Origin of the sequence: Pseudorhizobium banfieldiae (genome assembly GCF_000967425.1) — a bacterium.
GTDB classification, from domain to species: domain Bacteria; phylum Pseudomonadota; class Alphaproteobacteria; order Rhizobiales; family Rhizobiaceae; genus Neorhizobium; species Neorhizobium banfieldiae.
On the sequence record NZ_FO082820.1, the window covers coordinates 1,111,023 to 1,123,483 of the forward strand.

The 12,461-nt window shown below is 62.2% G+C and carries 12 protein-coding genes; 6 read left to right on the plus strand and 6 right to left on the minus strand.

Annotation, left to right across the window (positions count from 1 at the left end; all coding sequences use genetic code 11):
• Nucleotides 1–70: 70 nt before the first annotated feature.
• Together NT26_RS05340 and NT26_RS05345 are read left to right on the plus strand one after the other, a co-directional pair.
• Nucleotides 71–778, plus strand: a complete 708-nt coding sequence (locus NT26_RS05340; RefSeq protein WP_052637772.1) for an AzlC family ABC transporter permease — start codon at nucleotides 71–73, stop codon at nucleotides 776–778.
• On the plus strand, nucleotides 775–1,077 hold the full coding sequence (locus tag NT26_RS05345; protein WP_052637773.1) for an AzlD family protein: 303 nt from the start codon (nucleotides 775–777) through the stop codon (nucleotides 1,075–1,077). Before NT26_RS05340 ends, NT26_RS05345 begins: the two co-directional genes overlap by 4 nt.
• 19 nt (nucleotides 1,078–1,096) lie before the next feature.
• Here NT26_RS05345 and NT26_RS05350 read toward each other — a convergent pair whose 3' ends face one another.
• From NT26_RS05350 to NT26_RS05360, 3 genes are all read right to left on the minus strand, one after another.
• Nucleotides 1,097–2,599, minus strand: a complete 1,503-nt coding sequence (locus NT26_RS05350; RefSeq protein WP_052641897.1) for a replicative DNA helicase — start codon at nucleotides 2,597–2,599, stop codon at nucleotides 1,097–1,099.
• Nucleotides 2,600–2,814: 215 nt separating this feature from the next.
• Complete coding sequence (locus NT26_RS05355; RefSeq protein ID WP_052637774.1) at nucleotides 2,815–4,863, minus strand: TRAP transporter permease; 2,049 nt, start codon at nucleotides 4,861–4,863, stop codon at nucleotides 2,815–2,817.
• A gap of 86 nt (nucleotides 4,864–4,949) precedes the next feature.
• The gene (locus NT26_RS05360) at nucleotides 4,950–5,924 is read right to left on the minus strand and encodes a TAXI family TRAP transporter solute-binding subunit (RefSeq protein WP_052637775.1); all 975 of its coding nucleotides are present in this window, start codon (nucleotides 5,922–5,924) and stop codon (nucleotides 4,950–4,952) included.
• A 288-nt stretch (nucleotides 5,925–6,212) separates the two neighbouring features.
• Between NT26_RS05360 and ugpB the strand changes: the two genes are divergently transcribed.
• The 4 genes from ugpB (at nucleotide 6,213) to NT26_RS05380 (ending at nucleotide 10,383) form a co-directional block, all read left to right on the plus strand.
• Entirely contained in the window at nucleotides 6,213–7,523 is a 1,311-nt protein-coding gene (ugpB, locus tag NT26_RS05365) for a sn-glycerol-3-phosphate ABC transporter substrate-binding protein UgpB (RefSeq protein ID WP_052637776.1), read from the plus strand.
• A gap of 68 nt (nucleotides 7,524–7,591) precedes the next feature.
• A complete protein-coding gene (gene ugpA, locus NT26_RS05370) occupies nucleotides 7,592–8,473 on the plus strand; it encodes a sn-glycerol-3-phosphate ABC transporter permease UgpA (RefSeq protein WP_052637777.1) in 882 nt (293 codons plus the stop codon).
• Nucleotides 8,474–8,482: 9 nt separating this feature from the next.
• Entirely contained in the window at nucleotides 8,483–9,331 is an 849-nt protein-coding gene (gene ugpE / locus NT26_RS05375; protein ID WP_052637778.1) for a sn-glycerol-3-phosphate ABC transporter permease UgpE, read from the plus strand.
• Entirely contained in the window at nucleotides 9,331–10,383 is a 1,053-nt protein-coding gene (locus NT26_RS05380; RefSeq protein ID WP_052637779.1) for a sn-glycerol-3-phosphate import ATP-binding protein UgpC, read from the plus strand. Before ugpE ends, NT26_RS05380 begins: the two co-directional genes overlap by 1 nt.
• 85 nt (nucleotides 10,384–10,468) lie before the next feature.
• Here NT26_RS05380 and rplI read toward each other — a convergent pair whose 3' ends face one another.
• The 3 genes from rplI to rpsR all read right to left on the minus strand — a co-directional run bounded on the left by rplI (nucleotide 10,469) and on the right by rpsR (nucleotide 12,439).
• The gene (gene rplI / locus NT26_RS05385) at nucleotides 10,469–11,044 is read right to left on the minus strand and encodes a 50S ribosomal protein L9 (protein ID WP_052637780.1); all 576 of its coding nucleotides are present in this window, start codon (nucleotides 11,042–11,044) and stop codon (nucleotides 10,469–10,471) included.
• Nucleotides 11,045–11,067: 23 nt separating this feature from the next.
• Nucleotides 11,068–12,036: a DUF2232 domain-containing protein gene (locus tag NT26_RS05390; protein ID WP_425287726.1), complete on the minus strand. Its 969-nt coding sequence runs from the start codon at nucleotides 12,034–12,036 to the stop codon at nucleotides 11,068–11,070.
• Nucleotides 12,037–12,190: 154 nt separating this feature from the next.
• On the minus strand, nucleotides 12,191–12,439 hold the full coding sequence (rpsR, locus tag NT26_RS05395; RefSeq protein ID WP_052637782.1) for a 30S ribosomal protein S18: 249 nt from the start codon (nucleotides 12,437–12,439) through the stop codon (nucleotides 12,191–12,193).
• Nucleotides 12,440–12,461 lie beyond the last annotated feature (22 nt).

Consider the following 12,461-nt stretch of genomic DNA (forward strand, 5'->3'; position numbering starts at 1 on the left):
CACTTTCCTTCAAGACCAGTCTCGACATGATCCTTAGGATGTCCGGACATGAAATGTCGCGAGGTCTGAAATGGAAACCGTCACGGGCAGGCGGGCAGAGTTCTTTGCCGGGGCGCGCGCCATCCTTCCCCTCCTGGTCGCCGTTGTCCCGGTCGGTGCCGTGTTCGGCGCGGCGGCGGTAACCAAGGGATTGACCGTCGCCGAGGCGGTCCTGATGAGCGCCATGGTCTTCGCCGGTGGGTCGCAGTTCGTCGCCATGGACATCTGGACCCATCCAGCGAGCTGGACCGGAATCAGTTCTGCAGCCCTCCTGGTCAATCTCCGTCACGTGCTGATGGGGGCGTCCCTCGCAGGCAAGATGCGGCGGTTCACCCGTCTCCAGACCGCAGCGGCAATGCCCTTTCTTGCGGACGAGCTCTGGGCGATCTCGGAGATGCGGGCCACAACGTCGGAAGGCCTGACGCCGGCGTGGTACGCGGGGATCGTCGCGCCCTTTTACGCGGCCTGGATCGTCTCGACGCTCGCAGGCGCCGTTCTTGGCAGCGTTGTGGGGGATCCCGCCGTCGTGGGTCTGGATTTCGCGTTTCCTGCCGTCTTTCTCGTTCTCATTCTTGGATTCTGGAAGGGCCCCAGCACCGCTGCCGTCATCATAGCAAGCGCCATAGCGGCACTTCTCACAAGACAAGCGACCGAAGGTGTCTGGTACATCCTGGCCGGCGCCACAGCCGGACTTCTCTGCGCGGCATTTGCCGGTGCCAAGGAGAGGGTCCCTGAATGACCATCGCGGCCCCCACCTTCGCGGTCATCGTCGCAATGGCTGTTGCGACACTCCTGACGAGGTACGGCGGCCTCGTTCTTGTCCGGTTCGTAACGCCGCAGGGCAGGGCGAAGCGGATGCTGGAGGCGATCCCGCCAGCTGTGCTGACCGCGGTGGTCGTCCCGACCGCTCTCGCGACCGGCATTGCCGAAACAGCCGGTTGCGCCGTGACCATTCTGGCGGCACTTCGCCTGTCGCTGCTGCCGAGCGTCCTGATCGGGATGGCCGGCGTGGCGGTCTTGCGTGCGGCGGGGCTCTGATCCCGCCGCAAGCAAGACGTCAGTGCTCTTCGTACTGGGTGAAGCTCGGGTCGGCGAGATCCGCGAAGCGCGTATATTCCGACTGGAAGGCGAGCTTGACGGTGCCGGTGGGACCATGGCGCTGCTTGGCGATGATCACGTCAGCCGTGCCCTTCACCTTGTCCATATGCGCTTCCCATTCCGGATATTTGGGATCGTGCGGATCCCGCGGCTCCATGTTCTTGACGTAGTATTCCTCGCGGAACACGAAGAGCACCACGTCGGCGTCCTGCTCGATCGAGCCCGATTCGCGAAGGTCCGAGAGCTGCGGGCGCTTGTCCTCGCGGCTTTCCACCTGACGAGACAGCTGCGAGAGCGCGATGATCGGCACGTTCAATTCCTTGCCGAGTGCCTTGAGGCCCGTGGTGATCTGGGTGATCTCCTGCACGCGGTTGTCGCCGCCCTTGCCGGAGCCGGTCATGAGCTGGATATAGTCGACCACCAGGCAGTCGAGGCCGCGCTGCCGCTTCAGGCGACGCGCACGAGCGGAAAGCTGGGCGATCGAGATACCACCCGTCTGGTCGATGAAGAGGGGGACCTTTTGCATCATCTGGCTGCAGGCAACGAGCTTCTCGAAGTCAGCTTCGGTGATGTCGCCGCGGCGGATCTTGGAGGAGGAGACTTCCGTCTGCTCCGAGATGATACGGGTCGCCAGCTGTTCGGCGGACATTTCGAGCGAATAGAAGCCGACGACGCCGCCATTCCTCGCCTTGAAGCTGCCGTCGGCCTGCACCTCCGGCTCGTAGGCGGCGGCGATGTTGTAGGCGATATTGGTGGCTAGCGAGGTCTTGCCCATGCCCGGACGTCCGGCAAGCACGATCAAGTCGGACCGCTGCAGGCCGCCCATCTTCCCGTCCAGCGACATGATGCCGGTCGAGATACCCGAAAGATGCCCGTCGCGTTCGAAGGCGGCGCCTGCCATGTCGATCGCCTGGGCGACGGCGTCGTTGAAGGACTGGAAACCGCCGTCGTAGCGGCCCGTTTCGGCCAATTCGAACAGCCGCCGCTCCGTATCCTCGATCTGTGTCTGCGGCGGCATGTCGAGCGGCGCGTCATAGGCGATGTTGACCATGTCCTCGCCGATGGTGATCAGCGCGCGGCGAAGCGCCAGATCGTAGATCGCGCGGCCATAATCCTCGGCGTTGATGATCGATACGGCCTCGGCCGCCAGACGGGCGAGGTACTGAGCCACCGTCAGGTCGCCGACCCGCTCGTCGGCCGGCAGGAAGGTCTTGATGGTGACGGGGTTCGCCGTCTTGCCCATGCGGATGATGTCGCCGGCAACCTCGAAGATCTTCCGGTGCAGCGGCTCATAGAGATGCACCGGCTTCAGGAAGTCGGACACCCGGTAATAGGCATCGTTGTTGACGAGGATGGCGCCAAGCAGCGCCTGCTCCGCCTCGATATTGTTGGGAGCTTCCCGGTAGTGGGGCTCGGCGTCCTTGTTGCTGAGCGCCGTCAGCTTGCGTGCTGCGTCCTGCATGGCATCCATTCAATGTCTTCGGGTTCGGCGCGATCATACAGAAGATTGCGGCGGAGCAAGGGGCGGCCGGCGAACTAATCAACGCCATAGCCGATCTCCACAGCCTGCGTCCGCCTGTGGAAAAATAACGCGCCGAACCTAACAAGATGATTTGACCGTGGCAGATCGGTCGACGTCTACCACGCGCTACAGATGATACGTCGCTGGTTGATCTGCTACAAGGCGACTGCTCCGGTTCGATAACCGGAGATTTGCCGGAGCAGCACCGGCATGATCAGCGCCACCCCAATGAGCGAAGACGTCAGTTCCGGCGCGACGAGGAGGATGGCGGCAACGATCAGCAGCACGTTCTCCCAGGCCTTTGTTCGGACCAGCATGAAGCCGGAGAGGGCGGCGCCGAGGCAGGTTATGCCGAGCGTGCAGCCGATGAAGGCCACCAGGAAATTGCCCCAGGTGAAGTCCGCGGTCACCAGCAGCAGCGAGGGCGAAAAGACGAACACGAACGGCACAAGGACCTTGCCGAGACCGAGGCGGAAGGCCGTGTTGCCCGTTCTGAAGGGATCGGCACCGGCCATGCCGGCCGCCGCATAGGCCGCCAGTGCGACCGGCGGGGTAATGTCGGCCAGCACTCCGTAATAGAAGACGAAGAAATGCGCGACGATAGGCTCGACGCCCAGCATCCCGAGGGTCGGGGCCGCGATGGTCGCCATGATGATGTAATTCGCCGTCGTCGGAATTCCGCAGCCCATCAGGATGCAGACGATCCCCGTCATGATCAGGGTGAACAGCAACGTCAGCGCCTGCGGCCCGAACAGGTCGACGGGCAGGATCGTGCCGACGAATGCGGCCATCTGCGCGGCCGTCGTCGTGACGATGTAGGAAATCTTGAAGCCGACGCCGGTCAGGGTGACGACACCGACGATGATGCCGACCGTTGCCGCAGCCGCGCCCACGGCGAGCGCATATTTTGCCCCGTCGCGCAGGCCTTCGTAGACTTCCTTCAGCGACATCCGCCGGCGCGGATTGATGAGCCCGACGAGCACGCAGAGCGTGATTCCCCAGAAGGCGGCGAGATAGGGTGTATAGCCCGACAGCAGGACCCCGATCAGCACGACCAGCGGGATGACGGTCGGCCAGTCACGCTTGAAGGCTTCGGTGAGGTCCGGCATCTCTTCCCTGGTCATCCCGCGAAGGCCGGTACGCTTGGCCTCGAAGTGAACTTGGATCAGCACGCCGAAGAAATGCATGAAGGCGGGTATGATGGCCGCCAGGATGATCGTCGTATAGGGCAGGTTGAGGAATTCGATCATCAGGAAGGCGGCAGCGCCCATGATCGGTGGCGTGATCTGTCCGCCGGTCGAGGAGGCTGCCTCGACCGCTGCCGCGAACTGCCGCTTGTAGCCAAGCCGGATCATTGCAGGAATGGTGAGGGAGCCGACGGTCACGGTGTTGGCGACGGACGAGCCGGAAATCATGCCGAACAGCGCCGAACCGAAGATCGACACCTTCGCCGGTCCACCGGCAAAGCGTCCCGCGACCCAGGCCGCGCAGTCCAGGAACAGCTGCCCGAGACCGATCCGGGTCGCGAATACGCCGAACAGCACGAAGTGGAAGACGTAGGTTGCGACGACGCCGAGCGCGATTCCGTAAATGCCCTGGCTCGTCAGGTAGAGATGGTTGACGAGCTGCGAGAAGCTTGCTCCCGGGTGAACGAGGATACCCGGCATGGATGGCCCGTACAGCGAGTAGGCCATGAACAGGACCGCGATGATCGGCAGCGGCCAGCCGACGGACCGGCGGGTCGCCTCCAGAAGAACCAGGATAAGGATTCCACCGAGAACCACGTCCGTGGTCGTCGGGTTGCCGACCCGGAAGGCGAGATCGTCCAGCGGGATGAACGGCACATGCAGCACGGCCACGACGGCGCCGACGGCAAGCGCCCAGTCGAAGATCGGTATGCCGAGGGGACGAACGAGGGTCGATCTCGCAGGTTCGTGGTAGCCCTTCTTCGCGAAGGGGAAGACGAGGAAGATCAGGCCGAGGACGAAGGAGAGGTGTATCCCTCGGTGGAAGACCTCCGACAGCAGGCCGAAGCCGGCGGTATAGTAATGGAAGATGGAAAGGGCGACGAGCAGCGCGCCGACGAGCCGTGCGGCGAGGGGAGCAAGCGGCCGGAAGCGGATCTCCGAATCGAACTGTTCTTCCAGCTCGCGCGCTTTCGCTTCGTCCAGCTCCATCGGAGCGATCTTGTCGCCGTCGGCCATCGGTCTTCCCCCGGTTCTTGTCTTTCAACGGAAAGCGGCGGTCAGCTCTGGGCAGACCGCCGCTGTTTCTGTCAAGCGCGATGCGCTTACTTCAGGACGCCCGCTTCCTTGTAGAAGCGCTCTGCACCCGGATGCAGCGGGATGCCGAGGCTGGTCGTGGCATTTTCCAGGGTGATCATCTTGCCCTTGGCATGACCGGCATCGAGTTCCTTGCGGGAGTTCTCGTTCCACAGCGTCTTGGTGATGTTGTAAACGAGATCGTCCGACTGCTTGGCGCTGGTTACCCACTGCGCGGCAACCGAGATCGTCTGCGTTTCGCCGACGCCGCTGTAGGTTTCGGCCGGTACTGTGTCCTTCGAGAAGAAGCTGTACTCTTCCAGCAGCTTGTCGACTTCGGGGCCGCTGATCGGCACCAGCGAGATGCCTGCCGAGGTGGCGAGTTCGGAAACCGCGCCGGTCGGATAGCCGCCGACGAAGAAGTAGGCGTCGAGGCCGCCGTCGCGCAGCAGGTCGCCGGCGGGGCCAGGCTTCAGGTGCTCGGCCTGGATGTCGTCTTCGGTGAGACCGTAGGCGCCGAGAACAATGCGGGCGTCGACGATCGTGCCGGAGCCGGGTTCGTCGATCGACACGCGCTTGCCCTTCAGGTCAGCGATCGAGTTGATGCCGGCATCCTTGCGGGCGACCACATGGATCGTCTCCGGATAGAGCGTCGCGATTAGACGAAGATCCTCGACCTTGCCCTTGCCTTCGTAGAGGCCCGTTCCCGTGTGGGCCCAGTAGGCGACGTCGGACTGGGTAAAGCCGGACTCCATCGAGCCGCCCTGGATGGCGTTGATGTTGGCGACGGAGCCGTTCGAAGCGACCGCCGTTGCGACCAGCCCTTCGACGCCCTTGCCCTCGGCGCCGGAGATCGCGTTGGCGATCAGGCCGCCGATCGGATAGTAGGTTCCCGCAGTGCCGCCGGTGCCGATGCGGAAGAAGGCGGGCGATTGCGCGAGCGCGACACTGGCGCCGATGGCGACTAGGCCGGCGATGGCGAGAAAACTCTTCTTCAGTCTCATTGGGGTTCCCTTTCTCCTGTTTCCGCCACCATGGATAAGGTCACGCCCGGATGTCAACTGCCAGGGCCTGACTGCCGTTCTTGTCCAGCTTTATAGGTGCGAAGAGGGTAAACACGAGCCCGTTCGAAAAAGAAACGAAAGGGAATCGAAAGTCCCGGGCGATTATCCCATTGTCAAAGCGCGCGTTTTTGAGTTAGCTGATTTAGGTTTGAACGATTGCGGCGTGGCAAGAGGTGAAAACGGGCCGTGCCGGGAGAAGCTAGTCAGTCATCGAAAGGGAGGAAGACAATGAAAACCACGAAGATCGCTGCCTCGGCAGCTACTGCGAGCCTTGCGCTGCTTTGGGCATCCAGCGCGCTGGCCGTGACGGAACTGCAATGGTGGCATGCCATGACGGGCGCCAACAACGAAGTGGTTGATACGCTCGCGAAGGAATTCAACGAGAAGCAGAGCGACTACAAGATCGTTCCCGTGTTCAAGGGCACCTATCCGGAAACGCTGAACGCCGGCATCGCCGCTTTCCGGGCCAAGAACGCGCCGGCAATCATCCAGGTCTTCGACGTCGGTACGGGCGTCATGATGGGCGCTGAAGGCGCCGTTGTTCCGGTTGCTGAGGTCCTCGAAAAGGGTGGCTATACCTTCGATAAGTCGAAGTACCTGCCGGGCATCGTCGCTTACTATTCGAAGCCTGATGGCACGATGCTGTCCTTCCCCTACAACTCGTCCTCGCCGATCCTCTACTACAACAAGGACATCTTCGAGAAAGCCGGCCTCGACGTCGATAACCCGCCGAAGACCTGGCCTGAAGTCTGGGAGGCCGCCCGAAAGATCAAGACCAGCGGCGCTGCAGAATGCGGCTATACCTCGACATGGCTCACCTGGATCCAGACAGAGAACTTCGCTGCCTGGAACAATGTACCTTATGCTACGGAAGAGAACGGTCTCGCAGCGACAGACGTCGAGTTGAAGATCAATGAGCCGGTCTTCGTCGAGCATTTCCAGTCGATTGCCGACCTCGCCAAGGAAGGCGTCTTCCGCTATGGCGGACGCACATCAGAAGCAAAGCAGCTCTTCCTGTCAGGTGAATGCGCGATCCTGACGGAATCCTCGGGCGGTCTCGGCGACATCGTCAAGAGCGGCATGAACTACGGCATCGGCCAGCTTCCCTATTACGAGGGCGAAGGCCGTCCGCAGAACACGATCCCGGGCGGTGCGAGCCTCTGGGTCTTCGGCGGCAAGACGGATGAAGAGTACAAGGGCATTGCCGAATTCTTCAACTTCCTGTCGCAGCCGGATATCCAGGCCCGCCTACACCAGGTTTCGGGTTATCTCCCCGTGACGATGGAAGCCTATAACGCCACGAAGGACTCGGGCTTCTACGAAAAGAACCCGGGCCGCGAGACGCCGATCCAGCAGATGATGGGCAAGGAGCCGACGGAAAACTCCAAGGGCGTTCGTCTCGTCAACCTGCCGCAAGTGCGTGACATCCTCAACGAGGAGTTCGAAGCAATGCTTGCGGGCCAGCAGGATGCGCAGGCAGCACTCGACAAGGCAGTTGAGCGCGGCAACGCCGCCATCCAGCAGGCACTCGGCAACTAAGCCCGCCATTACATGCCGTCCGGACAGGCTGTCCGGACGGCACTTCTGTTTTCTGAAGGGCCGCGCTTTTGCAGAACGTCGTCTTCCCCAACAAGATACTGCCGTATTTCCTGGTCGCTCCGCAGATCATCCTGACGGTCGTGTTCTTCTTCTGGCCCGCTAGCCAGGCACTCTACCAGTCCGCCATGCGCGAGGATCCCTTCGGCTTGCGGAGCACCTTCGTCGGCCTTGCCAACTTCACGGCGATCTTCAACGACCCCAACTACCTGCACTCGCTGCAGGTCACGGTGGTGTTCAGCCTCCTGACAGCCCTGTTGGCGATGGGGACCGCGCTTCTGCTGGCAACGGCTGCCGATCTGGTCGTGCGGGGCCGCGGCTTCTACCGCACCTTCATGATCGTTCCCTATGCGGTCGCTCCGGCGGTCGCCGGCATGCTGTGGCTTTTCATGTTCAACCCGGCCATGGGCACCTTCGCCTATCTCCTCCGCCGCAATGGCGTGATGTGGGATCCGCTGCTCGACGGCAACCAGGCAATGCTGCTCGTCGTCGTCGCGGCGGCGTGGAAGCAGATCAGCTACAATTTCCTGTTCTTCGTCGCGGGTCTGCAGGCGATCCCGAAGTCGTTGCTCGAGGCGGCGGCAATCGATGGCGCGCGCGGCACCCGGCGCTTCTGGACCATCATCTTTCCGCTGCTTGCCCCGACCACGTTCTTCCTGCTGGTTGTCAACACGGTCTATGCCTTCTTCGATACCTTCGGCATCATCCATGCAGTGACGGGCGGCGGCCCCGCCAAGGCCACCGAGACGCTCGTCTACAAGGTCTATAATGATGGCTTCGTGAACCTGAATCTCGGCTCGTCGGCTGCACAATCAGTCGTTCTGATGGTGATCGTGATCGCGCTCACGGCCTTCCAGTTCCGCTTCGTCGAGAAGAAAGTACATTATGGTTGAGGCCCGCGCATGATCGAGAACCGCCCCGTCGCGAGGCTGATGGCCCATCTGATGCTCGTCATCGGCATCATCATCGTCGCGTTTCCGATCTATTACACCTTCGTCGCCTCGACGATGACGTCCGTAGAGATCATCCGCCCGCCGATGTCGCTGCTGCCAGGCGACCATCTGGTGGAGAATTATACGGGCGCCATGTCCGGAGGGCTGGAGCAGGTCGTCGGCGTCAGCCTTGAGCGGCTGCTGTTCAACACCTTCGTGGTGGCGATGGCGATCGCGATCGGCAAGATCATCATCTCCTTCCTGTCAGCGTTTGCGATCGTCTTCTTCCGCTTTCCGTTCCGGATGGGCTTCTTCTGGATGATCTTCATCACCCTGATGCTGCCGGTGGAGGTTCGCATCCTGCCGACCTACAAGGTGATCGTCGATCTCGGGTTGCTGGATACTTATGCAGGCCTGACGCTGCCGCTGATGGCATCCGCGACGGCCACTTTCCTGTTCCGGCAGTTCTTCCTGACGATCCCGGGGGAAATGGTCGAGGCGGCGCGCATCGACAACGCAGGGCCCTTCCGCTTCATGAAGGATATCCTGCTGCCGCTGTCGAAGACCAATATCGCAGCGCTCTTCGTGATCCTCTTCATCTACGGCTGGACGCAGTATCTCTGGCCGCTCCTCGTCACCAACGACGCGAAGATGAACACGATCATCATCGGGCTGCGGCGCATGGTCGATTTCACCGACGCTTCCACCCCGTGGAACTACGTCATGGTAACCGCGGTGCTCGCCATCATCCCGCCTGTGCTGGTGGTGGTTCTGATGCAGCGCTGGTTCGTCAAGGGTCTTGTGGAGACTGAAAAGTAATGGCCGGAATTGAACTGAAGGATGTCCGCAAGGTCTATGGCGGCAATATCGAGGCGATCAAGGGCGTGTCGCTGAAGATCGAGGACGGCGAGATGATCGTCCTGGTCGGCCCGTCCGGATGTGGTAAGTCAACGCTCTTGCGCATGATCGCCGGCCTGGAGAGCATCTCCGGCGGCGAGATCGTTATCGGTGACAGGGTCGTCAACCAGTTGGAACCGTCGCAGCGCGACATCGCAATGGTCTTCCAGAACTACGCGCTCTACCCGCACATGACGGTGCGGCAAAACCTCGCCTACGGCCTAAAGAACCGCAACACGCCGAAGGAGGAGATCGACCGCCGCATCACCGAGGCCGCGAAGGCGCTGGAGATCGAGCAATTCCTCGAGCGCAAGCCGCGCCAGCTGTCGGGTGGCCAGCGGCAGCGCGTGGCCATGGGGCGGGCGATCGTCCGTAAGCCTGCGGCCTTCCTGTTCGACGAGCCGCTGTCGAACCTCGACGCCAAGCTGCGCGTCCAGATGCGTGTCGAGATCCGTCGCCTCCAACGCTCTCTCGCGACGACCAGCGTCTACGTGACCCACGACCAGATGGAGGCGATGACGCTTGCCGATCGGCTCGTTGTCTTGAACGGCGGAAAGATCGAGCAGGTCGGCACGCCAATCGAGCTCTATGAGCGCCCGGCCTCCACCTTCGTCGCGACCTTCATCGGCTCGCCGTCGATGAACCTCCTGAAGCGCAAGGCGGTTGAAGGGAGTGGCTGGTCGCTCTCCAGCGGTTCGGGCGTGGCGGTGAACGTGGATACCGTGGGTATCCGCCCCGAAGACATCGTCATCGCCGACGAGAATGCGCCCTCGGATTTCGTGGGCGAGGTGAAGGTGGATGCGGTCGAGCTGGTGGGCGCCGAGAGCTACGTGCATGCCTCGCTCGCCGACGGCAGCCCCATCGTGTTCCGCGTCGCCGGTCGTTCCCAGATCGGCATCGGTGAGACGATCCGCATCGCCGCGGCACAGGCCGACATCCACCTGTTCGACGAAGCCGGAAAGCGCCTCGCCTAGGCAACTCCCGGCCCTTCGGAACTGGAATGACAAAGCCCCCGGCGGTGTCTCCGCCGAGGGCTTTTTCTTTACGTCGCTCTGAAGATTATTCTTCGTCGCCTTCGCGATCGGCGTCCGGATCGAAGAAGTCTTCCGGACGAAGTGCGTCTTCGTCGACACCGTAGATGGCATCAGCAGAGGTGAGGGTCTCGCCCTTCGCCTGGCGCTCGGCTTCTTCGACAGTACGGGCGACGTTGATCTCGATCTCAATCTCGACTTCCGCGTGCAGCAGGAGCGTCACCTTGTGCAGGCCGATTGTCTTGATCGGCAGGCTGAGGTCGACCTGGTTGCGGCCGATGTTGAAGCCTTCGGCAGCCAGCGCCTCGATGATGTCGCGAGCAGCGACGGAGCCGTAGAGCTGACCGGTTTCGCCGGCGGAACGGACCATGACGAAGGTCTTGCCTTCAAGCGCGTCGGCAACCTTCTGGGCTTCCGAACGGCGCTCGAGGTTGCGGGCTTCGAGGGTTGCACGTTCTGCTTCGAAGCGCTTCTTGTTGGCGTCGTTGGCGCGCAGCGCCTTGCCCTGCGGCAGGAGGTAGTTGCGGGCGTAGCCGTCGCGGACCTTTACAGTCTCGCCCATCTGGCCGAGCCGGGCAATCCGTTCAAGGAGAATGACATCCATGGGTTTGTCCTTTCGAGTTTCAGTTAGCTTGGATTTTCGGGTTGATCGTCGCGTGCCGGCGTGAGCGCAACCGCCCGCCGGGTATCGGCCAGGCCGAGCACGAGGATGAGGAATGCCGGCAGGACCAGCAGCGAGGAGATGTAGGCGAGCACCAGCACCGGCAGGCGCCAGTCCTTGCCCTTGCTCCGGAAATGCAGGGATGCGAAGCCGGCCATTAGGAAGCCGCCAGCGAATGCGCCGAAGACGGTGGCGCCGATCATGGCCGGCACGCCGCCTAGGAACGTCAGGAGGATGCCTCCAAGGAGCACGAAAAGCGCATTGCGGTTCATCCTGAGCGCCGACGGCATGTCCTCGCGTGGACGAAGGGCGCGGGCGGAGCGAGAAACGACGCGAATGGCAATGTAGAAGGCCGCAAACAGCATCAGCACCCAGAGGCCCGCCTGGACCATGGGAAGCATCAGCACGAACATCTGCTTGGTTTGCGCAAGACTTTCCGGGTCCGGGGCGAAGGATGGATCTTGCGCCTGGAAAGCCGTGGTCATCATGTCGACCAGCTCATTGGTCAGATCCGGGCCGTAGCCGATGACGACGCCGAGCGCGATCATCCCCAATGTGACCAGCCCGCACAGATGCAGCAGGATGTCCGACAGCGGATACCAGGCGAGCAGCCGGTCGGGGCCACCGATTTCCGAAGCAGGGCGGGCAAGATTTGCCAGGTGCGACAGCCAGCCTGCGGGAACGAGGGTGAAGACGGCCATGGTTGCCGCAAAGGGAGGGGAGACCATAAGAGCCCCGAGGGCACCGGCCGTGATGATTGCCGTGATGGCGGCGCGATTACCCCAGCCGAGGCCGGCAATCAGGATCGGCAGGGCCGATGCGGCATAGATGACGACGGCAAAGGACAGCTGTGCCATCGCACCGAGCGCAAGCAGGGTAGCAACGACGCCGGCGAGGATGCCGACTGGCAGTACTGTCTGGTTCGAAGTCTTCACGGTCTCGCTGTCCTGCCACATCAAGCAGTTAGGGGACTGGCCTGAATCGATCTCTCAGGTCCTTCATCCCCAACATGGGATTTCGATTATTCCGATCCGCACCCATCGCGGAAGGGAGGAGATCCGCCGAAGCGACGGCGGAGCTCGAAGTCAATTAGGCTACGACGTAGGGCAGCAGGCCGAGGAAGCGGGCGCGCTTGATGGCCTTGGCCAGTTCGCGCTGCTTCTTCTGGGAGACGGCCGTGATGCGGGACGGTACGATCTTGCCGCGCTCGGAAATGTAGCGCTGCAGGAGACGGACGTCCTTGTAGTCGATCCGCGGTGCGTTGGCGCCCGAGAAGGGGCAGGTCTTGCGACGGCGGTGGAACGGGCGGCGTGCGGGAGCAGAGGATGCTTCAGCCATTGTGTTTTCTCCTTAAGCTCGA